A 20848-nucleotide genomic window follows, 5' to 3' on the forward strand; every position below is an offset into this window, starting at 1 on the left:
GAGGGGAGTCTTGGGGCACCGGCGCCCTATTCAAAATCTACATCACGTTATAGAGAAAAGACATTGGCCCCCCTGCCCGTGCAAGCCCTAACCTGGATCAGAATCAGCGGAACATCAGGTGCATCTTGGCTGCGGAAATTCGACCTTATTGGCGAAACTTTATTGGTGGCGAATGGGTGGATAGTTCTGACGGGCGCTCGATCCCAATCGTCGACCCGGGCAATGGCAAGGTCATTTCTCAGGTCGCGTGCGGAGGAGCCGTTGAGATTGATCTGGCCGTTGCCGCGGCGAGGCGTTGCTTCCAGGAACGCCGGCTGCAGTCGCTGACGCCAGCAGCCCGTGGCGAACTGATGTTTGCGATTGCCGAGGAGCTCGAAACGCTTGCGGATGAGATCGCGGAGCTGGAAATCCACGACAACGGCAAGACGCGCGCCGCCGGGTACAACGAGGTGAAGCTCACCCAACGCTACCTTCGGTATTACGGTGGGATGGCCGACAAGCTGGAAGGACGGCAGATCCCGCTCGGGGAGAACGTCGTCGACTATACGATTAGAATGCCTTACGGCGTGTCCGCTCAGATCGTGCCCTGGAATGGACCGCTTCCGGTGGGCGCGCGATCTATTGCCTGCGCCCTTGTGACAGGCAACACGGTTGTGCTGAAGTCGCCGGAGGACTCGCCTCTCAGTCTCTTCGTGTTGGCAGAAGCCTGCCAACGCGCCGGTGTCCCCAAAGGCGCCGTCAACATAGTTTGCGGTTATGGCTCCGAGGCGGGAGCAGCTCTCGTTGCACATAAGGATATAGACCACATCGTCTTCACAGGGTCAGTGGAAACAGGAAAGAGCGTGCTACGAGCGGCTGCGGAGCGGGTTATCCCGTGCGTCATGGAACTTGGTGGCAAATCGGCCGCCATCGCCTATGCAGACGCAGACCTCGACAATGCAGCGCGAAACATCGCCCGCGGTATACTGCATCATGCTGGCCAAATCTGTTCGGCCGCCTCTCGGCTCGTGGCTCATCGTTCAATCATCGGGCCGTTGGTTGAAAAGCTCAAGGCCGAGGCAGCCCGACGGACTGTCGGCCCGGGGCTTGAGGGCTGCGACATGGGACCCGTGATCTCGGAGCGCCAACTGCAGCGCATTGAGACATTGTGCGAAGTTGGCGTTGCGGAAGGTGCCACCCTTGCAATAGGCGGGAAGCGGCTGGCGCGCGAGGGATTTTTCTTGCCGCCAACGATTTTCACCGACGTTCGTCCGGATATGCGTGTCGCGCAGGAGGAATTCTTCGGACCGGTCTTGGTTGTTATCCCGTTTGACACCCCCGAGGAAGCTATCGCTATTGCCAATGGGACCGACTACGGGCTCGCGGCTGGAGTCTTTACCCGCGACCTCAAACTTGCCCTCTGGACGGCCGATCGTCTCGTCGCAGGCCAGATCTATGTGAATGACTGGTGGGTTGGCGGTGTCGAGACGCCCTTTGGCGGGACGCGGCGCTCCGGCTATGGCCGAGAAAAGGGACAGGAAGCCCTTCTAGGCTATGTGCAGACCAAGAACGTCGGGATCAAGCTGTAAATTATCGCCACCGTCTCGACATCTCCAGCCGGCACTATGGGCATGACGGTTAGGAACCGCGAAACGACGTCAACTTAGCTGGACATGGCTTTCGTTTTGACAATACTACGACCAAAAGCAAGTGACCGGGGTGCGAAATGGAAAGCCGTTGGCTTGAGGACTTTCTCAGCCTGGTGGACACTCGAAATTTCTCCCGATCGGCCGAGGCGCGCTACACCACCCAACCAGCCTTCAGCCGCCGTATCAAGAGCCTCGAGGATTGGGTCGGCGCGAAGCTCTTTGATCGGACCACCCAACCGATCAGTTTAACGCCCTCGGGCGAACGGTTCCGGCCTGTCGCCGAGGAGGTACTTAGAAGACTCCTTCAGGGACGGGAGGATGCACGCCGGGTCGGTGAGACTTCGGCCAATCTCATCCGCTTTTCTGCAACGCACAGCCTTTCACTGACCTTCTTTCCCAACTGGATCAGGTCGATCGAGGCCAAGACCCATACCTTCAACATCAGACTGGATTCGTGCCAGTTCAACGATTGCATGCAGTCGCTGATCAAGGGTGAATCCCATTTTGCCATCAGTCACGCTCACCCGCAGGTCGAGATGAATTTGCCGCCGATGCACTTCACCTCGAAGCTTGTCGGCACCGACCGGCTGCTGCCGGTTACACTGCCCGATTCCGCCGGCTCCCCCCTTGATAAACTTCCTGGCACAGAGGAAGAGCCCGTTCACTATCTAGCCTATACTGAAACGTCTGCGATCGGGCAGGCTGTCGAACACATGATCCAAAATGTGGAAGAACCGGTCTATCTGGATAAGGTTTTCGTCAGCCAACTGGCGGCTGTACTCAAAACGCTAAGTCGCGAGGGCCGAGGCATGGCTTGGCTTCCGGAGAGCAGTATCTCGGAAGAACTGACATCCGGCAGCCTTGTATTGGCCGGCGACGAAAAATGGTTCATCCCCGTTGAAATTCGCATCTTCCGCTCGCGCGAGCGGCTGCCCGCAATGGCGGAAGAGTTGTGGTCCATGCTGGACGGTGAGGCCGGGCCGGCAGAACTCCTCCCACCCGAGAATTACTGATACCCCTCGCGCATCGAACAAGGCCAAGCTTGCATTGGAGGAGGCCGACACACCGGCCTATCCTTCCTGGAGGTGCAAGAGAGAGTGCGGTCTATGTTTCGAAAAAAGAAAATCGCCCTTTTAGGACTTATGCTGGAGAGCAACAGCTTCGCTCCGGTAAGCGGGCGCGATGATTTCCTCAGTCGGCTCTACGTGGCCGGCATCGAAATGGCCGAGGAGCTCCGTAAGGACGAGTCGAAGATCCCTGCGGAAATGCACAGCTTCTGCGCCACGATGGACAGTTCCGTCGAATGGGAAGCCGCTCCGATACTGATCGGCCTTGTCGAGGCAGGTGGACCGATTGACCATGATTTCTTCGCCCAGACATTGGAAGACATGAAAGGTAGGCTTGAAGCGGCCGCTCGACGGGGTGTACATATGCAACCACGGCGCCATGATCACGACACAAGACCGAGATCCCGACGGCGATATCTTCGAAATGGCCCGTTCCGTGGTCGGAAAAGACTGCCCCATCGTCGCGACTCTCGATCTTCATGGAAACGTCTCCGACCGGATGGTTGCGGCAGTCAATCTGGTGGTGGCCTACCAGACCAATCCGCACGTCGACATGGTCGCTCGCGGTCGCGAGGCGGCTTTTGCAATGAGCTCCATGCTATCTGGATTGCGGCCGGCGTCTGCAATCATCCGCCTGCCAGTTTGCCCGCCGACCGTGACCCTTCTCACCGACAAGGGACCCTATGCCGATCTGATGAGATATGGTCAGGCCAAGTCCGGCGGCGAGATCATGAATGTCTCGATACTCGGCGGTTTTGCCTATGCCGACACAGCAAAAAACGGCCTGTGCATCATCGTGACCGCCCGCAGCGACCGCGCCGTCGCCGAGGCAGTAGCCCAGGATATTGCCGAGTATGCCTGGAGTGACTACCGGCGCTATGACCCGCACCTCACCCCGCTCGACGAGGCGGTGGCAAAAGCGGTCACCGCTGGAGAAGATCCGAGCCTGCCAGCCGTCATCCTCGCCGATGTCGCCGACAATCCCGGGGGCGGGGCGAACGGCAACACGACATGGCTTCTCGAGGCCTTGATAAAGGCTCGAGCCAATGGAGCCGTGCTTGGCATTTTCAACGATCCGGCGCTGGCGCGGGAGGCCATGGAATTGGGAGAAGGCGCTCGTTTCCGGGCGGTCTTCAACCGGGTTGAGCCAGACAGGTTCTCCCGCCGATTTGAAGCCAGTGCGACCGTGCTACGGATCCGCGACGGCGATTGTGTCGGCCGCCGAGGTTTCTACGCCAATCGCAGGCTCGATCTCGGCACGACAGTGCTTCTCGACGTCGAAGGCATCAAGGTTGTCATCATCTCCATACGTACACAGTGTGCCGACCCGGTCTTCTTCGAGATGATGGGGATCGACATCAGCAAGGCGCGTTCGATCGTCGTAAAATCACGCGGTCATTTCCGTGCCGGCTTTGACGAATTCTTCGGACCAGACCAGGTGATCGAGGTGGACGCGCCCGGCCTGTCATCGCCAATTCTCACACGTTTCGATTTTAAGTTCTTGCCGCGGCCGATTTTCCCCGTCGATCGCGACGTGACGTGGCCACGCGCCTGAGCTCCGACACGAATTGCGCAAGGGGAACCATGGAATTGAATAATCTCAGCACACCGAGCCTGATCCTGGACAGGATTCTGCTCGAGGCAAATACGCGCCGGATGACCCGCAGGCTCAAGGATCATGGCGTCCGGTTTCGGCCTCACATGAAAACGGCTAAATCCATTGAGGTTGCGCGCATAGCGATCGCCGGAAATTTCGGCGGGGTGATGGTCTCGACTCTCAAGGAAGCTGAATATTTCGCAAGCCACGGAATTTCCGACATCACCTATGGCGTTACCGTTCTGCCTGACAAGCTGGCTCGGATCGCCGAGCTCGTCAAACGCGGCATCAAGGTGAGCGTCATCCTCGACCAGCTAAGCCTTGCCCGGGAAGTCAACCGGCAAGCCATCGGCTTGGGCATTGTAGTTGACGTCCTCATCGAACTCGATTCAGGCGAGCAGCGTGCCGGCGTTCTTAGCGGTTCTGAGGAATTGCTGGATATCGGCCGGGCGCTTGCCGAACTGCCGGGAACCCGGCTCGAGGGTGTGCTGACCCATGCCGGTCATTCCTATCAATCACGCACCATCGAGGATATCCGCAAGGTGGCGGAGGAAGAGCGTGTCGTAGCAGTGTCCGCTGCTGAACGACTAAGGGCGATTGGCCTTGCCGTTCCGGTCGTTAGCGTCGGCTCGACACCGACAGCGACCCATGGTGTGAATTTTGCCGGCGTGACGGAGGTGCGTTGCGGCGTCTACATGTTCGGTGATGTCATGCAGTCCGAGATCTATTCCTGTGGGCGGGAGGACATTTCGCTTTCGGTTCTCGCGACGGTCATCGGCCATCGGCCCCAGTTCAACACTGCCCTCATCGATGCGGGCGCGCTTGCCTTGTCCAAGGATCGCAGCACGGCGGCTTCGGGTCTGACGGAGGATGTCGGCTTCGGCATGGTCATGGACGTGCATTGCCAAGAACGGATTCCGGGGGTCACTGTTGGCCATGTTTACCAGGAACACGGCCTCCTGGTGAGCCAGGGGCCCTTCCCCTATGACGCCTTGCCAGTTGGTTCCAAGGTGCGGATTCTCCCCAACCATGCCTGCATGACCGCGGCGATGTACGATCGATATCATGCAGTTGCCGGGAGCCATGATGGCAACATCGTCGAATGGCCGCGCATCAACGGCTGGTGAGGGGCTGTCGGGGATTTGCTGCGACCGTTCAGCACCGATCTGATTGCAGACCTCGCGCCTGGCAACAAAGAGAGCCCCTGCGCCAACATGGCGTCAGGGGCTTAATTCATGTCGCGCGAAGTGCGGCTGGTCAGCCGGGTTGGGAAGAAGGCGCGTCGCTCGAAGACTTTTCGACTTAACGCGCTTCGAGATGGCATTCGCTACAGAATACTTGCGAGCGACGCTCTCAAATCCTTGCGCCTGAAGATGCGTCGAAAAGGTGAACGGACGTCTCAGGACAGTGCAATCTGATCCTCTGTCCCGGCTTGTGGGTACGACGTTCAGCGGACAGCGCGCAAATTCGCTGTCCCGCAACGTCTGCAAAGATCTGCATGTTTGGGCCAGTCGGCTCGATGACTTCGACGGTCGCGTCAAAGCCTTCGTTTCCGCCAGCCAAGACCAGATGTTCAGGTCTTGCTCCATAGACAACCTTCTGGCCCAGGGCGGCTGAGGACTCGCGTGAAATGGCGAGCCGGGTTCCATCCTTAGCCGTTACAAAAGGTCCCTCGTTATCAGCAGCAACGATGCCCTCGATGAAATTCATTGACGGCGAGCCAATGAAATCCGCCACAAACAGATTGGCCGGAAAGTCATAAAGATCCATCGGCGTTCCAATCTGTTCCACACGCCCTTTGTTCATGACGACGATGCGATCCGCCATCGTCATGGCCTCTATCTGGTCATGTGTCACATAGACCGACGTGGTCTTGAGCCTTTGGTGAAGGGCCTTGATCTCAGTCCGCATGACAACCCGAAGCTTGGCATCCAGATTCGAAAGCGGCTCGTCGAAGAGGAAGACCTGCGCATCCCGGACCAGAGCCCTGCCCATGGCAACGCGCTGTCGCTGTCCGCCCGACAGCTGTCGCGGCGAGCGCTCCAGATAGGGCGTAAGATCGAGTATCTCGGCGGCTTCGTTGATCTTTTCCGAAATCTCCTGCTTCGACCTTTTCCTCAACTTCAGGCTGAAGCCGATATTGTCAAAGACGCTCATATGCGGATAGAGGGCGTAGTTTTGAAAGACCATGGCGATGTCGCGGTCGCGGGCCGGCACGTCATTGACCATCCGTGTGCCGATCGATATCTCGCCGTCCGATATCGATTCCAAGCCGGCGATCATGCGCAGCAACGTGGATTTGCCGCAGCCGGATGGCCCGACCAGGACGACAAACTCCTGGTCCTCAATGTCAATATCGATGCCATGGAGGATCTGCAGGGTGCCAAACCACTTCTCGACGCCGCTGATGGTAACCGATGCCATGTTGGGAGGTCCTTATATTTCCAAGGCTTATTTGACCGCTCCGAGCGCCATGCCGCGGATGAGATAGCGTTGCAGCCAGGAGAAGACGATGGCGACAGGGACCGTGGCAAGCACAGTCGCCGCCATGACGTGGTGCCACTCGACCTGGTAACGTCCAGCCACCTGGGAGAATATCTGTACCGGCAACGTGTAATCGTTCTGGCTGCGGATCAAAGTGAGCGCCAGCACGAATTCATTCCAGCTGTTGATGAAGGTGAATATCGCGGTCACGACCATGGCTGGAATGGCCAGCGGCAAGAAGATCTTCACCAAGCTGGTAAAGCCGGTTGCACCATCTATCCAGGACGCTTCCTCGAGCTCGCGCGGAATCGTGTTGAAGTAGCTCTGCAGCATCCAGATCGTGAAGGCCATATTGAAGGCGACATAGGTGACGACCAGCGAATTGAGGCTGTTGACCAGGTTGAGATGCACCATCAGCCGGAACAGGCCTAGGACAAGCACGATCGGCGACATCATCTGTGTCATCAAAAGGAAATTCCTGTAGAGCCCTTTACCGGAAAAGCGGTAGCGCGACAGCGCGTAAGCGGCAGGAATAGACAGCGCGATCGCGATGACCGTCGAGGTCAGGCTGACATAGAGACTGTTTAGAAGCGCCCCGCCGAAATTGGTCTTCACCCACATTTCGACGAAGTTTTCCCAACGAAATTCGCTGAAGGTCCAGGTCGGCGGATAGACGAAGAGTTCGTCGCGTGGTCGCAGGGCGGTCACGAACATGATGCCGAATGGCAGCAGGATAACAACGCAAAGCGGTGACAGCAAAAGCCAGTAAAGGAGGCTCTTTTTCAGCTTAGGCGTCATGCTTCACCTCCTCGGCAGTGTTGTCGTGTTCCTGCCGCATCACCATCAGCACATAGGCGATGGTGAAGACGAACAGGACGGAGAACATGATCAGCGAGATCGCAGACGCTTTACCGAGCTGGCCGAAGCGAAAAGCCAGTTTGTAGAGATAGGTCACCAGGATGTCGGTGCCGTTGGCAGGCCCGCCTTCCGTCATGACCCAGATGATTGGAAGCGAATTGAAGACATAGATGACGTTGAGCACTATCGCGATATTGATGAAGGGCTTCATCAGCGGCAGCGTGATGTAGCGGAACAAATCCCAGGGCTTGGCGCCGTCCACAACCGCGGCCTCATACGAATCCTGCGGCAAAGAGGACAGGCCGCCGAGAAAGATCGTCGTTGTGAATGGAATGGAGACCAGGATACCGACAAGGATCTCGACGGTGAAGGCAAGTGGAGCGGTGGCGAGCCACTCGATCGGCTCGCTGATGATGTGGAAATCCATCAGCGTCGCATTGATGAGTCCGGCGCGACCGTTGAGGCTCCAGCGCCAGAGCACAGCTGTCATGGTGAGTGAAATCGCCCAGGGCAACATGACAATTACGCGGGCAAGGCCCCGACCATAGAAATCGTCGTTAAGCATTATCGCAATCGGCAGTGATATGATCAGCGTTCCGCCAACCACCGCGACCGTCCAGATCACCGTGCGCACCAATGATGAATAGAAAAGCGGATCACGAAACACTTCGGCGAAATTCGCCAAGCCGACGAAGCCCATCATCTTTCCGAAGCGGCTGACCTCCTGCATTGACGTCCAGGCGAGGTCAAGAATCGGATAGCCGATGATCGACATCGCCAGAAGAAAACTCGGCAGGATCATCAACAGGGGTGTCGTCGGTATGCGCGTCCGCGATTTCATGATCCCGTTCCACGGCTATTGAGGCTCGCTCAGGGAAATGGGCGGGCTACCCCACGCCCGCCCATCTTTCGCGGCAGCGCCTACTTGCTGCGAATTTTGTTGATATCGGCCGCGGCAGCCTTGAGCGCTTCGTCAGGCTTGGCTTGGCCAAGATAGATCTGCTGCAAGGCGCGAACTGTCGTGTCGGCGATCTCTTCCCAATTCGCGATGGTCGGAGCAAACTTCGCATAGGGCAGACCCGCTGCAAAGCCGGCAATATCAGGATCGCTGCTGTAGTATTTCTCGGCCGCGACATTCTTCGTTACGGGCAGGAAGCCTTCGCCGTGATCGAACTTGGTCCGCCATTCGTCCTTGTACGCGAACTCGATGAACTTCCAGGCTTCCTTCTTCACTTGCGAGGAAGAGAAGAGCATCAGCGTGTCGGTCACACCGTAGGTCGCCTTGGCCTTGCCTTCCGGGAAAGGCAGGACCTTGTACTTCAGGTTCGGCGCCTCGGCTTTGATCTGAGGAATGAGCATCGGGAAGGTGAAGACCATCCCGACCTTGCCTTGCTTGAAGAGGTTGAAAACGTCTTCACGGGTGTAGTTGGTCGGAGAAGGCTGGGTCAGTCCTTCGTCGATCATCTTCTTGTACAATGTCACAGCCTGGAGTGCCTCAGGGGTGTCGAGGCCCGACGTCCCATCACCCTTCAGGATGTCGCCGCCGTGAGTCCAAAGGCTGTAGTAGAAATAGGCGTCGGTCTCGATTTCCTTGCCCTGCAGACCGAAGGCAAAGGTGTCGGGAACAGCCTTGAGCTTCTCGGCAGTCGTATAGAACTCGTCCCAGTTGGCGGGAGCCTTGGCGCCGGCCTTGTCGAGCAGATCGGTGTTGACCAGCATGGCGCGGGCAGAGGCGGCGACCGGCAGCCCCATGGTCTTGCCATCGATGACGGACGGCGCCATGAAAGTGTCGATGAAGGTCGACTTGAATTCTGGCGTCAGGTAGGAATCGACCGGTTCGGCGATGCCCTGGGAGGCGAAGTCAACCAGCCAGCGCGTACCGATGATCGAAATGTCGGGGGCTTGGCCGCCGGCGATATCGGTGGTTAGCCGCTGCAGGAGCGTGTCCCACGGAACCACCTGGATGTTGATATGGATGTCGGGATTCTCCTTCTCGAAGGCCGCCGCCACTTCCTCAAAGTACGGGCCAGTCTTGGAGCTATACTCCGCCACGGTGAAGTTGACCTGCGTTTTGGCATAAGCCGGGCTGCCCGCCCAAGCCATGCCCACAGCGAGGGCCGACGCAGCCATCGCTTTGCGAATGCTGAAAGTCATGAATTTGTTCTCCTCATGAGGTGTTTGTCTTCTTTTCGACCCGAAGCGGCAGCACCCAGGCGCCGCACCGATCAAGACACTGTGCGCCAGCAAAACGACAGGTGAAAATACAATTATCGCATGGGGGCATGAAGAAGTAGCATAGGTCGCATGAAGGCATCCCGGATGCTTTTCGCAACAAGCGCAGTATAGCAAAAGGCGAACTTGATCGCCTTCTGTTGTGCATAAATAGCATACTTGTGACGACGCGTTCTAGATTCGCCCGAAGTTGAACTCTGGCTCGTAGCCGAGGACATGTCGCGCTTTATCTATCGACAACAACGTCTCGCGGCCCTTGATCTCGCGCTTGAATTGTACGTCAGGAAAGATCGCTTTCATAAGTTCAGCGCTTCGTTGATCCATCACGGTGTCGGCGTTAGCGATGATGAAATGATCTGCGCCGACAAGATCAACATGCAGCGCCTTGCGCACCGCCTGGGCACAATCGCGCGCGTCGATGTAGCCCCAGCAGTTCCACTCCCTGACATGCGGGTCGTCCTGCCAGGACGAGAAGCGCTCGTAATCCGCCGGCTCCATCACGTTGGAAAGCCTGAGCCCAATGAAGGTCGTCTCGGGGTTCCACCGCTGCATCTGTCGGGCCATTTCCTCGCCAAGATCCTTCGACAGTGAATAGGCGCTTTCAGGCCGCATCGGATGGTCTTCGTCAACCGGCACGTAGGACGGCGGGTTGGACGGACTGAAAGGCAGGCCCAGCGTGGTCTCGCTCGATGCCCAAACGATCCGCTTGACGCCTACACGGATGGCCGCGTCAAAAACATTATAGGTTGTCACGACATTGTTGCGGAAAATGACATCGTCGGGCATCAGGTCGGGTGCCGGAATCGCCGCCAGATGCACCACAGCATCTGGCGTGCGGAACTTGCGGAAAGGGTGATCCTTGCCGCCGCCCCACTGCAAAGCGTCTATCACCTGGCCAAGATCATTGAGATCGACTTTGTAGAACGGGCAGACGGGATCCCGTGAAGCCTGCACGTCAACATTCAAGACGCTGTAACCGTGCTCCACCAGACCACGACAGACTGCCCTGCCCGCCTTGCCGCTGCCGCCGGTAACGACGATGTTCTTCATTGACCGTTCCCTGTATCTGCCACGCCGGCCAAACCTCCTGCGGATTTCACCCGGCCAGCCAATCGAGGACACCCTACGGTCCCAGGGTATCGGTAGGCGAATGCGAAATACTGATCCTGCCATGCCCGTTCTGCATTGGAAGACCGCATTAACGGCCGGTAGTGGTTGATCGTTGAGAAGAGCAACCGCCTGAACCAGGCGACCGGGGGACGAGACATGGCTCGCCATGACGGGACAATTGCGGTCGTGACGGGAGCGGGCCACGGGATCGGGCGTTCTATCGCCAGCCAGTTGGTCGCCGAGGGCGCTGCAGTGGCGGTTCTCGAAATCGACGAGTCCAAGGGGAGCGAGACGGTCAGCCAGATCGTTGGTGCCGGCGGCCGTGCGGTTTTTGTGAAGGCCGACATAACAAATGCCGATCAGGTGGAGAGTGCCTTCGCCGCGGCTGAGGACGCGCTTGGTCCGGTAAGCCTGCTTGTCAACAACGCGGCCTTTACCGCCGCAGGCGATCTCAAGGGCATGAGCCTCCACTCCTGGCATCGCGAAATCGATATCAATCTCCATGGCACGTATCACTGCATATGCGCCGTCCTCCCACGCATGCGATCCCGGCGCGGCGGCGCCATCGTCAACATCGCGTCGGTAAACGGGATGCGCTATTTCGGCAATCCGAGCTACAGCGCTGCGAAGGCGGGCATTATCAATCTAACCATGTCGGTGGCCTCCGAATTCGGCCGTGACGGCATTCGTTGTAACGCCGTCTCTCCCGGTTGTGCGCACCGACAACATCACTTGGACCATTCGCCAGCAAAAGGACCCGGGCGTCTTCGAGAAACTTGGCCGTTGGTATCCGCTTGGCCGTGTCGCCGAGCCGATGGACATCGCCAAGGCTGTTTCCTTCTTAGGGTCCAATGATGCTGCGTATATTTCGGGAGTGGTCCTGCCGGTCGACGGCGGCATGCTGGCAGGCATGAACGTCATGATCGACGAATTCATCCTCGAAGCCTGAGACCGCGGGGGTATCCATGCTAGTCATTTCCGAAACACTTGCTCGGGATCTTGTGGCCATCGAGGAGGCCTTGGAGGCGGTCGAGCAGACCTTCTCCGCCATGGCCCGCGGCTTAGCCAGGAACTACCCTGTCGTGCGGGAAGTGGTCGGCTACGCGGATGCTGTATTCGGCGTAAAGACCGGCGCGGACAATTCTGTGCCGTTTCTCGGCCTCAAGGCTGGGGGCTACTGGCCGCACAATCTGGCACGTGGATTGACCAATCATCAGTCCTCGACCCTGCTCTTCGATCCCGATACAGGACGGGCTTCGGCTCTGGTTAGCGCCAATTACTTGACAGGCATCCGCACCGGGGCGGCAAGCGCGATCGCCACGAAGCACCTGTCGCGCCCGGATTGCGAGTCGCTCGGGATCATCGGGACGGGCACCCAATCTGTCTATCAGCTCAAGGCGACCCTGGCTGTCCGCAGCATTAAGACCGTCCACGCTTGGGATCCCTCGCCAGACAATCTGGCCGCCTTCGGCAAGACGGTTGCCCAGCTTGGCATTGCCTACCGCGCCCACAAAAACCGCGAGGACGCCGTCCGGCTCTCTGACATCCTCGTCACCGTCACGCCCTCCACCAAGCCGCTCGTCGAAAGGGAGTGGGTTGTGCCCGGAACCCATATTTCCGCCATGGGGGCAGATACGCGGGGCAAGCAAGAGCTCGATTCGGAGCTTGTCTCCGCCGCGGCGCTCTTCGTCGACGAGATAGCGCAGTCGCTCAGCATAGGCGAATTTCAGCATGCTTACGCGCAGGGCATGATCGGGGAAAGTGACATCCGCGGTTCGATCGGCGCCGTCATTGCAGGCATGGCCGAGGGACGCCGATCGGCGGACGAGATTACAATTTTCGACGGCACCGGCGTATCCCTTCAGGACCTGGTTGTGGCAGATCTTGCTGTGCGGCGCGCGACCGAACGAGGCCTTGGATCGCGAGTGGAATTCTGATCACTCCCTCTGTCTGGGCTGCCCCCGGGGTCGGCGTCAGCATCGGTGTTGCGGTTCAGGACCATGCGAACGAGGCCACGTCGCCAGACGAAATTCAGCGTCAGCCAGATTCGGCGCTCTATCTTGCCAAGCAAACCGGCCGCAATCTCCATGGATCGGAGTCGTTCGTGCGCAAAAATGTCCGAACCTGAGGTCGGGAACGTCCGCCTGCTGACCGTCAGTTGCGCGGAGCTGCTTCCAAAACGTTTTGGAATTCCGCCAGATGCGCCGGGAATTTCTGGGCGAGATACCGCACCACCCTGGGGCTATCCATCAGTCGGTTGAGAAACCCTTGTGCCGCCACATGTTCGAGGTTCCACAACCCGTGGCGCCCGGCACTGAGCAGAAACTCTTGGCTCAACCCGGCAAGCTCTGTTTCCATTGCCGACAGTTGGGCGGCAGCGATGCCTGCGAACTGGTTGCGGGGGGTCGAAGTGTCCACGAGCTGTGACTGCGGCGTGAGTGCGATGAAAACCCTTGCAGTATTGAGCTTCACCCTTTCCAGCGCGAGCATGAGCCGGGCAATCTCGCTCTGCCGACCTGGCACGACCTGGCGCAACAGACCGAACATTTTCGGCGGTACGACGCAATCCTGCAAGAGGTCGAGGACTTCCTGACAGATTCCTCCGACAATCTGATGTCTCGCGGTTACGGCGTGGTCCGGCCTTGCTTCGGCAATTCGGGTAGCCGGTTGTTCGCCCAGAATTCTGTCCGCAAGTGTTCTTGGCATCATCGCGAAGCCTTCCGCTTTCAGCAGTGCCCGAAACGCGTCAATAGCCAGCAGCTCCCGGAGCGCTTCGACGACGCTGTCCAGGCGCTCCCGTGACGCATTCGCCTCTCGGATGAAACACCGCATCCGTTCGCTCTGGTTTTTGTAGGTCCTAAGGAACACGTATTTATGAAGTGGTCCCGCAGGCTCCCGCAAATCGCCGGTCAGATGAACAGAGTGTCGGCTGTCCTTCAGAATGGGACAGTTTTCCGCTTGCGTCATCCGCCTCCCTCCATCGGCGCTCGTCTAGCCATCTCCACCAAGGGGATCCAGCGACTGGAAGAGGAAGGCATCGAGGCGCACGCCGTTGTTGGGGGACACAGGAGTTGAAAGCACTCGAGCCAAACGTCATCACTGCCGAAACGGGCGCAGTCACTAACAAGTCGGGTATTCCGGCGACGAAGCACCAAGCCGAGGTCCTGGCCGGCAAGCAGCAGGGCGGCAATACTGAGGTCACTGGATCAACGGCGGGAGCTGTGAAGCCAACAACACCTCATCAGGAGCAGGTGACTGGCAACCGCAGCGCCCAAAGCGCCGAACATCCCAGCGAACTGATGGCTGAAGCCCGTAAGATGGCCCAAGCTGGAGACGAACAAGGGTGCATGAAAAAACTGGCAGAACTCAAGGACGCTCTTGGCATTAAGTGACTGCCGACTCGATCAACATCGGTGCACCAATGGCCACGTGCCGCGGAGTGAGCCCAGGGCTCGCCGCGCACGAGTGCCTGTTTATACGGGCCAATCAGTCATGAGCTCTCAGATGATCGCAGCGGTTCACAAGCTGGCGTCCGTCGGTGGATGGCTTGTGCTGATGATTTTGTCTGACGTGCTGCTTGCGCCCGGCGAGAGCAGGCACGGGCAAAGCTGGCGGCGGCGGAGTGGTAGCCCTGGAGGATGTGTTTTCGTGCGATCTGCCTACCAGCGAAGCGGCGTATTGTTCGGGAGCCGTGCGCAGTTGGAACCTGTGGTGCCGGAAGAGGACCCATTGTGGCAAACACTTCGTCGCGTACCGCCCCGCGCATTTCAGGTTCAAATAAATCCGGCGTCACCTGCACGGTCCGCTTGTAGTAGAGGGAAGACCGACACGGACGATAAACCTGGGGATGCGACGTGCTGACCCTGATAGACGTTCGATGCGGTTGCGACATCCTCTGGTGATAGCATAGCGCACCGCCCAAAGCTGGCACTGCACCTCGCAAAAGAGGCGACCCACCTTGGTGTCTGCGACATAGTGATCGGGCAAAGCCTCCGCCACAAGCCGGCAATCTGATTGAAGGCGACCCAATCACGCCTGAACCTCAGTATGCGCCAGCGATATGGCGTAGCCGCCCGAGTGCCGGCGGCCAACGTTTTCAAGTACCCATTCCCCAACAGTATACGTCGGCCGCCAGTTCTATGGCCAGTGTCGTGGCGCTTGGCCGCTATCATCATTCGTCATGCGAGGGAACCGTTTCCCGCCTCGCGGGTTTCTAGGCGTCCCGTTGCTTATTTGAGGGGCATCGCGATGCTACAGATTAACAAGTCCGAAAAGCTGGTTAAGCCCCTCGATGAAAGGGAGCGGCAAAGCGTCAGCCGCATAACGGAAACTCAGGAGCTCATCGAACAACCGCCGGCTCATAGAGCGGTCCCGTGAAATCCTTGCGAGCGCACCCGAGCTAACTGCTGCGCCTGGCAAGCATAGCAAATACGCTCATTAGTTCGTGAGCACGGCAAGATGTTTGCAACCAAGCGATCGAGACCTGGCCGCGGGCGTGGGAAGGCAGAGCGTTGGGTTACGCTGCCAGATCTCAGGCGCGTGTACCTGCCGGAACGAATGAATTGACGTTACTCAGAAATTGATACCGACCTGCGCGCCCACTACCACCGCGTTCTTGACAGCGTCGGTGCCTCCCGGATGCATGATATATTGAATGTCGGGCTGGACAAACATCGCACCGTCCCTGACGTCGATACGGTAACTGGCCTCCAGAACGCCCTCACGGCCTTGACCGCCGATAGGACCAGGCAATTGCCCCTCGCGTTGAGCCCGGCGCAGGTCGTCACTGAAGCGACCGTATGCAAAGCCTAGGCTAATAGCGTCTCGCGGTCGGCTGTCAAAGAAACCGCGCGCCGAAATACCCGCCGTGAAAAAAGCTGATAACGGCTGCTTGTTAGGACTCGGCGCCAACGTCAACGAACCGAACACACCGAGGCCACGATTGCTGCCCGGAGCGCCGAACGGCACAATCACTTGGTCGAAAATGCCGTAAAAACCCCAACTCCCGTGAACCGGATCTCCCGACTGGAACTCCGTAAGCCGATTGCCATCATACCAGGCTCCGAGCTTGTAATTTCCAAGGAATTGACTATCGCCCGGCTGTCCGTTGATCTGATAACCAACCTCGGCCATCGCAAAAGCCGGCCCGTGTATAGAAAAGTCGAGACCGTGGTGCTCGTCGGCGCGGACCTCTGGATCGCCATTGTATACGGCGCCCATAATATAGCTGCGCGGCGTCGGCTTGACCTTCGCCAGAGCCCCCCAAGCCCCTGTGTAGGCGCTAATTCCTGGCGCATCGATCAGGATGCCGAATGGGTTGCCGCAAAAGGCGTTGGAAACCAAACCGCAGCTGTAGGCTGAAACCATGAAGTCATCCGTCGCGGCGAAGCGTCCAAGACGAAGCTCGAGGCGGTCGTCGAACAGCTGCTGCTGATAGGAAAGATCGATCAATCGCCAGGTTTGGAATCCGTAGATCTGCTGTGCGCTGAAGACGTTTCCTACATAATCCGCGGACAGGCTTCGACCCCATCGCTCGGAGGTCGACATGAAGAGTGAGCCGCCGCTTATCCCCGCGATCTTATCGAGGTCAGCCAAGAGGCTAAGCTCGACGCTTGTCGGGGCGGTCACGCCCTTGGAACGGCCGCCACTGGGATTGCCCGCTAAGTCGGTAACCAAGCCTAGATTGGCTGTGATCCCGGCGTTTTCGAGTGTTTGCCGCAGCCCGGCCCAGTCGCCCAACCTGTGGTCCGCTGGCAACACGAGTTGGAAGACGCGCCTTGTGGGGTCGGTCGAGGTCGTGTCGCTGGCACTGCTGCTGCGAGCAGGGTCCTGAGCCGAAGCTGCCGACGCGGAGAAAATGAGCGCGAGCGCAAGAAGGCGGCCCCTCATACAGCAACCTCCACAATCTTGCGCCGATCATCCCATTGGCGAAGATTCTCGTAGAGATCACCTCTTGTTCCAATGTGCTGGTTGCCAACACCCAACTCGAGTTGGCGGGCAGCGTCCGCGGCGGCGTAAGCGAGGTTCCCGACATATGTGGGGAACGCCATTTGGACCCGCACCAGTTCGTCCACCCGCATGCCCGCGGAAATCGCGACGGCAGCGGTCTGAGCGAGTTCCCCGGCCAACTCACCGACGCAGTGACAACCGAGTATTTTCGCGGTTCTGCGATCTACGACCAGCTTGCAAAACCCGTCCTTGCGGCCGTCGATGATCGTGCGCATGGTCGAGTCAAAGCGGACGGTAGAGGTCAACACATCGTGCTCACGACGTGCCTCAACTTCTGTAAGGCCAGCCCGCGCATATTCCGGATGCGTAAAGCTGGCGCTGACGTCGATGCGCTCCGAAGCCCTTTCACCCGCGCCGCGCAGGGCGTTGGTCGCAGCGACGAAGCCGTCCCGTATCGCCGACGGAACCACCATCAGTCGGCCCGTGACATCGCCGGCCGCGAGGATATGCGGCGTGGAAGTCCGCAAGTAGTCATCGACCTTTACGAATCCTCGACCGTCGAGCAGGACTCCCGCCGACGAGAGGTTAAGTCCTCTGGTGTCCGCAGCCCTGCCGATCGCCGCGACGGCAATCGCGGCCTCCGCGCTCGACTGTTTGCCGCCCTTCGCGAAGTTCATTCGCACTCCGGTGGGGGTCTTTTCGAAGGACACGATCGCGCCAAAGTCTTGGCTGACCACGACCCCGACCTTTCGGAATGCTGCGGCAATCGCGGCCGACACATCGTCATCCTCGTTTGCGAGGATGCGGGGACCCGCCTCGAACACCTGAACGCGGGAGCCGAACGCACAGAATATCGAGGCGATTTGCACAGCCGTCGAGCCACCGCCGACAACCAGCATCGAGTCGGGTGCGGAAGTCGCACCGAAAACGCTTGTATGGTCGCTTGTCAGCTCAAACCCAGGGACCGGCAGTTGTCTGGTGACCCCCCCAACACAGAGAATGATTTTATCCGCCCGCAGCCGCAGTCCTGCCGAGGTGACGACGGTATGAGGATCGTTAAACCGCACGGTGCCGGCGTGCTCAATGACGCTCACTCCAAGCATCTCGAGCTGCTCGCGCGAAGAAGAATGCGCGACGACGTCATCGACAACCTCGCGCACCCGCGCTAGCAGGCGCTGGTAGTCGAGCGCTGGGTTACCCACCTCGATGCCGTACTCTTTCAGCCGTCGAGCTTCGCTGATCAGCCGAGCGGCGCGTGCGAGTGTACGCACCGGGACGGGGCCGTCGTGTGCGGCCATGCCCCCGAATTGGGCGCTGGTGACCAGCGCTGTTCGCGCCCCGAGGTCTGCTGCCCGAAGGGCGGCCATGGCGCCTGCCGGGCCTGCGCCAATGACGAGGACGTCGAAATTCGTTGCCGTACGCGCGGGGATGCTGCGATTGGATTCAGTCATGGTGTTACCAAAGCGACTAGGCTTGCGGCCGTGTGGATCCCAAAAGCCGAAATCAGCCAGAATGCGCCGACACCGAGAGCAAGGACGGAGCACACGCCCATCAGGGCACTTTGTCCGGCAGCGCCGCGAGCAACAGGAGGCACGGCGATCGATCCGACCGCGAACGCAAATCCCCCCATCGCAGCAATCGTCCCGACGCCGAAGAAAATCAGGTAAGCAGCGGCAGCCGTGGCGGAGGGCAAGAGGAGAGCTGGAACGATTCCCAGCAGATGCGAGCTGCCTGCCAGACCGTGAATCGTTCCGACGCCAAAAGCTATATGCCCATGAACCGAATGCTTATGGTTTTCGTGATCTATTTTGGCGCGCCGCACGTCGATCGCCTTGCGAAGCCCCCAGAGCCCGATTGCAATGAGCATGAGGCCGACGCCGCGCTCGCCCCATGACGAGAGCGCCTCGATTCCGATGCGGTCGCGCAACGTGAGTAGGAGGAGCCCGACACCGAGGACACCTGCGCTGTGCCCGAAGCCCCACCGAACGCCGGTGCGCCAGGCGCGCGCTTTTCCTTGTATGGCGTAAGGCGCTATCGCTGCCATGTGATCGGGGCCCGACAGGACATGAAGGAACCCGGCGAGCAGCGCTGCTAGGACGACTAACATGCCCGGTACTCCGTCAGCGTCGAGGCTGCTCGCGCGCTCCGCCGCGCCTTCGCGAGAAGGCTTCGCGACCGGGGAGTGTTGCGAAGTTTCCAATTGGCAGAGGCAAGCTCGAGCGCACGTTGCGGCCGCTTGCCGACACCCATGAAGAAGGCGGCCGCGTGATCGGCATAAGCCGCCGGTCGCCGCGCGAGCAGCATCTCGTAATCTCGAACTGCGTGTTCGGCTTCGTCATCCGTCCTATCGTCACCGCCAGCGGCCAGGATCTCCGCATATATCGCGCGATATTCAGGATCGTCGGATGTCTCGATGAGGGGCGCAATTAAGGCCATCGCACGATCCAGGTCACCGCGCGCGAGCGCTATTTCGGCGCGGTGTCCGCGGCCGGGCACATGGGCCGGCAGGATCACGCCGAGTTCAGCAAGAACGGTTTCCGCCTTGTCGAGCTTACCGCGGCGCATCGCGCTCACACCCCACTCGAACAGCAACTGGGCAGCGGGAAATGGCGACACGCCATCATCCGTTCCGAGCGCGTTCGAATAGCTTTGTTCTGCCGCCGTCCACTGGCCCATTTCGGCAAGCAGCGACGCAAGCGCTCCGATCGTCTGAATGCTCGGATCTTGTTCCGCGAGCCGTTCGCGCAGCATCAAGGCCTCTTCGAAGCGCCCGGTTGCCTGGAGCAGCGCAGCTCTTTGAGCGTCAATCTCATTGCGCGGGTGACGCATGGCGAGCGCCTGATTAAGCAGGTTCTCGGCTTCGCGAAATCGATGGAAGCGGGCGGCCAGTTTCGCCGATACATGGAGCGCGCCCGCTGTGCCGGCGCACATCGCTACCGCTTCATTCGCAATCGATTCCGCTCGATCATGATCGGCTATGCAGCCCAACACGTCTCCACGCACGAACAATAGCTTGGAAAGACCGACTAGCTCATCGAAGGTAGCGGAATGGGTACGCCTGGATTCGAGCGCATCAATTGAGGCAGAAAGGTTGACGAGAGCGATCTTGCCGCTTGTGTAACGTTCCGGCTCGATCATGATGCTTTCCTCAGTCCTGTCAGGACTGCCGGATAGCCGCGCGTCAGCGATCCACCATCAATCACGAGGGTCGCGCCGGTGATCGAGCTTGCGCGATCGGATGCAAGGAAAACGGCAGCATCTCCAATCTCCTTGGCTGCAACCGCCCGGTTCATCGGGATGATCGCCATGAAGAGCTCGCGCATCGCAGGATTTTCGAGTTCGTGCTTCGTCAAAGGCGTTTCCACGAGACCCGGCGCGATGCCGACCACGCGGATGCCCTTGGGACCGAGTTCGAGAGCTCCAACGCGCGTGATCATGTCGACGCCGGCCTTGGCGGCGCAATAAGCCGCCTGGCCTTCACCGGGGTGTTGTGCGTTGACTGAGGAGATATTGATGATGACGCCGGCGCGACCCTGCCTTAACATCTGCCGGGCGCCGTGCTTCACTCCGTAGAACACGCCCGTCAGAGTAACGGCTTGAACGGCGTTCCACTTTTCAGCCGTGATTTCGGTTATCGGAGCAATCGCGCCGAAGCCTGCGACGTTAACCACGATGTCCACGGCTCCGAACTCCTTAGCAGCTTCGGTGATCGCGCTTTCGACTTGGCTTTCGTCAGACACATCGGTCACGCGGGGTTTCGCGAGACGGCCCAGCTCGCGCGCTGCTTCCTCAACCGCCCCTCTATTGATGTCGCAGAGCAGCACGCTCGCGCCGGCGGCGATGAAATGCGTCGCGATCGCGTTTCCGATGCCGGATGCCGCGCCGGTGACGACTGCTGATTTTCCAATCAACTCGTTCATTTC

Annotated in this window: 18 protein-coding genes; 7 read left to right on the forward strand and 11 right to left on the reverse strand. The window is 59.2% G+C overall.

Annotated features, from left to right (window positions below):
• Nucleotides 1–125 precede the first annotated feature (125 nt).
• The 4 genes from EJ070_RS03440 to EJ070_RS03455 all read left to right on the forward strand — a co-directional run bounded on the left by EJ070_RS03440 (nucleotide 126) and on the right by EJ070_RS03455 (nucleotide 5419).
• Entirely contained in the window at nucleotides 126–1568 is a 1443-nt protein-coding gene (locus tag EJ070_RS03440; protein ID WP_126090064.1) for an aldehyde dehydrogenase family protein, read from the forward strand.
• Nucleotides 1569–1705: 137 nt separating this feature from the next.
• Entirely contained in the window at nucleotides 1706–2641 is a 936-nt protein-coding gene (locus tag EJ070_RS03445) for a LysR family transcriptional regulator (protein WP_126090065.1), read from the forward strand.
• 388 nt (nucleotides 2642–3029) lie between these two features.
• Nucleotides 3030–4250: a M81 family metallopeptidase gene (locus EJ070_RS36665; RefSeq protein WP_245464796.1), complete on the forward strand. Its 1221-nt coding sequence runs from the start codon at nucleotides 3030–3032 to the stop codon at nucleotides 4248–4250.
• Nucleotides 4251–4279: 29 nt separating this feature from the next.
• Complete coding sequence (locus tag EJ070_RS03455; protein ID WP_126090066.1) at nucleotides 4280–5419, forward strand: alanine racemase; 1140 nt, start codon at nucleotides 4280–4282, stop codon at nucleotides 5417–5419.
• A gap of 226 nt (nucleotides 5420–5645) precedes the next feature.
• Here EJ070_RS03455 and ugpC read toward each other — a convergent pair whose 3' ends face one another.
• The 5 genes from ugpC to EJ070_RS36945 form a co-directional block, all read right to left on the reverse strand.
• Nucleotides 5646–6716, reverse strand: a complete 1071-nt coding sequence (ugpC, locus tag EJ070_RS03460) for a sn-glycerol-3-phosphate ABC transporter ATP-binding protein UgpC (protein ID WP_126090067.1) — start codon at nucleotides 6714–6716, stop codon at nucleotides 5646–5648.
• Between the two features lie 27 nt (nucleotides 6717–6743).
• On the reverse strand, nucleotides 6744–7574 hold the full coding sequence (locus EJ070_RS03465) for a carbohydrate ABC transporter permease (protein WP_126090068.1): 831 nt from the start codon (nucleotides 7572–7574) through the stop codon (nucleotides 6744–6746).
• Nucleotides 7564–8475, reverse strand: coding sequence for a sugar ABC transporter permease (locus EJ070_RS03470; protein ID WP_126090069.1), 912 nt, complete (start codon nucleotides 8473–8475; stop codon nucleotides 7564–7566). Before EJ070_RS03470 ends, EJ070_RS03465 begins: the two co-directional genes overlap by 11 nt.
• An 80-nt stretch (nucleotides 8476–8555) precedes the next feature.
• Entirely contained in the window at nucleotides 8556–9737 is a 1182-nt protein-coding gene (locus EJ070_RS03475; RefSeq protein ID WP_320286162.1) for a sugar ABC transporter substrate-binding protein, read from the reverse strand.
• A 303-nt stretch (nucleotides 9738–10040) separates the two neighbouring features.
• Entirely contained in the window at nucleotides 10041–11480 is a 1440-nt protein-coding gene (locus tag EJ070_RS36945) for an NAD(P)-dependent oxidoreductase (protein ID WP_245464797.1), read from the reverse strand.
• Between the two features lie 172 nt (nucleotides 11481–11652).
• Between EJ070_RS36945 and EJ070_RS36950 the strand changes: the two genes are divergently transcribed.
• On the forward strand, nucleotides 11653–11925 hold the full coding sequence (locus tag EJ070_RS36950) for an SDR family oxidoreductase (RefSeq protein ID WP_126090072.1): 273 nt from the start codon (nucleotides 11653–11655) through the stop codon (nucleotides 11923–11925).
• Nucleotides 11926–11941: 16 nt separating this feature from the next.
• Nucleotides 11942–12913, forward strand: a complete 972-nt coding sequence (locus EJ070_RS03495; protein WP_126090073.1) for an ornithine cyclodeaminase family protein — start codon at nucleotides 11942–11944, stop codon at nucleotides 12911–12913.
• A 217-nt stretch (nucleotides 12914–13130) separates the two neighbouring features.
• Here the strand turns inward: EJ070_RS03495 and EJ070_RS03500 are convergent, their stop codons facing one another.
• Nucleotides 13131–13943, reverse strand: coding sequence for a plasmid partitioning protein RepB C-terminal domain-containing protein (locus EJ070_RS03500; protein WP_126090074.1), 813 nt, complete (start codon nucleotides 13941–13943; stop codon nucleotides 13131–13133).
• 104 nt (nucleotides 13944–14047) lie between these two features.
• Here EJ070_RS03500 and EJ070_RS03505 point away from each other — a divergent pair, with 104 nt between their 5' ends.
• Nucleotides 14048–14368 (forward strand): hypothetical protein, encoded by a 321-nt coding sequence (locus tag EJ070_RS03505; protein WP_126090075.1) that lies wholly within the window; start codon nucleotides 14048–14050, stop codon nucleotides 14366–14368.
• Between the two features lie 1180 nt (nucleotides 14369–15548).
• On the opposite strand, the gene EJ070_RS03510 is transcribed toward EJ070_RS03505, so the two are convergent.
• The 5 genes from EJ070_RS03510 to EJ070_RS03530 are packed head-to-tail and all read right to left on the reverse strand — an operon-like array spanning nucleotide 15549 to nucleotide 20845.
• Nucleotides 15549–16865 carry a carbohydrate porin gene (locus tag EJ070_RS03510; protein ID WP_126090076.1) on the reverse strand — a complete coding sequence of 439 codons (1317 nt, stop codon included), beginning with the start codon at nucleotides 16863–16865 and terminating at the stop codon, nucleotides 15549–15551.
• The gene (locus tag EJ070_RS03515) at nucleotides 16862–18376 is read right to left on the reverse strand and encodes an NAD(P)/FAD-dependent oxidoreductase (RefSeq protein ID WP_126090077.1); all 1515 of its coding nucleotides are present in this window, start codon (nucleotides 18374–18376) and stop codon (nucleotides 16862–16864) included. Before EJ070_RS03515 ends, EJ070_RS03510 begins: the two co-directional genes overlap by 4 nt.
• Entirely contained in the window at nucleotides 18373–19032 is a 660-nt protein-coding gene (locus tag EJ070_RS03520; protein WP_189350349.1) for a High-affinity nickel transporter, read from the reverse strand. The genes EJ070_RS03515 and EJ070_RS03520 overlap by 4 nt, the downstream gene beginning before the upstream one ends.
• On the reverse strand, nucleotides 19026–20063 hold the full coding sequence (locus EJ070_RS03525) for a tetratricopeptide repeat protein (protein ID WP_245464798.1): 1038 nt from the start codon (nucleotides 20061–20063) through the stop codon (nucleotides 19026–19028). Before EJ070_RS03525 ends, EJ070_RS03520 begins: the two co-directional genes overlap by 7 nt.
• Nucleotides 20060–20845: an SDR family NAD(P)-dependent oxidoreductase gene (locus EJ070_RS03530; protein WP_126090079.1), complete on the reverse strand. Its 786-nt coding sequence runs from the start codon at nucleotides 20843–20845 to the stop codon at nucleotides 20060–20062. Before EJ070_RS03530 ends, EJ070_RS03525 begins: the two co-directional genes overlap by 4 nt.
• Nucleotides 20846–20848: the final 3 nt, after the last annotated feature.

Source organism: Mesorhizobium sp. M1E.F.Ca.ET.045.02.1.1, from assembly GCF_003952485.1.
Classification (GTDB): domain Bacteria; phylum Pseudomonadota; class Alphaproteobacteria; order Rhizobiales; family Rhizobiaceae; genus Mesorhizobium.

What these genes read in the sequence shown, in the direction of transcription:
- EJ070_RS03445 (WP_126090065.1), top strand. Translation starts at nt 1,706, where the DNA reads ATGGAAAGCCGTTGGCTTGAGGACTTTCTCAGCCTGGTGGACACTCGA.
- EJ070_RS03455 (WP_126090066.1), top strand. Translation starts at nt 4,280, where the DNA reads ATGGAATTGAATAATCTCAGCACACCGAGCCTGATCCTGGACAGGATT.
- ugpC (WP_126090067.1), bottom strand. Translation starts at nt 6,716, where the DNA reads ATGGCATCGGTTACCATCAGCGGCGTCGAGAAGTGGTTTGGCACCCTG.
- EJ070_RS03465 (WP_126090068.1), bottom strand. Translation starts at nt 7,574, where the DNA reads ATGACGCCTAAGCTGAAAAAGAGCCTCCTTTACTGGCTTTTGCTGTCA.
- EJ070_RS03470 (WP_126090069.1), bottom strand. Translation starts at nt 8,475, where the DNA reads ATGAAATCGCGGACGCGCATACCGACGACACCCCTGTTGATGATCCTG.
- EJ070_RS03475 (WP_320286162.1), bottom strand. Translation starts at nt 9,737, where the DNA reads ATGGCTTGGGCGGGCAGCCCGGCTTATGCCAAAACGCAGGTCAACTTC.
- EJ070_RS36945 (WP_245464797.1), bottom strand. Translation starts at nt 11,480, where the DNA reads ATGGAGATTGATATCGATTTCGCGATGCCAGGAGTGGAGGCTCATGCC.
- EJ070_RS03495 (WP_126090073.1), top strand. Translation starts at nt 11,942, where the DNA reads ATGCTAGTCATTTCCGAAACACTTGCTCGGGATCTTGTGGCCATCGAG.
- EJ070_RS03500 (WP_126090074.1), bottom strand. Translation starts at nt 13,943, where the DNA reads ATGACGCAAGCGGAAAACTGTCCCATTCTGAAGGACAGCCGACACTCT.
- EJ070_RS03510 (WP_126090076.1), bottom strand. Translation starts at nt 16,865, where the DNA reads ATGAGGGGCCGCCTTCTTGCGCTCGCGCTCATTTTCTCCGCGTCGGCA.
- EJ070_RS03515 (WP_126090077.1), bottom strand. Translation starts at nt 18,376, where the DNA reads ATGACTGAATCCAATCGCAGCATCCCCGCGCGTACGGCAACGAATTTC.
- EJ070_RS03520 (WP_189350349.1), bottom strand. Translation starts at nt 19,032, where the DNA reads ATGTTAGTCGTCCTAGCAGCGCTGCTCGCCGGGTTCCTTCATGTCCTG.
- EJ070_RS03525 (WP_245464798.1), bottom strand. Translation starts at nt 20,063, where the DNA reads ATGATCGAGCCGGAACGTTACACAAGCGGCAAGATCGCTCTCGTCAAC.
- EJ070_RS03530 (WP_126090079.1), bottom strand. Translation starts at nt 20,845, where the DNA reads ATGAACGAGTTGATTGGAAAATCAGCAGTCGTCACCGGCGCGGCATCC.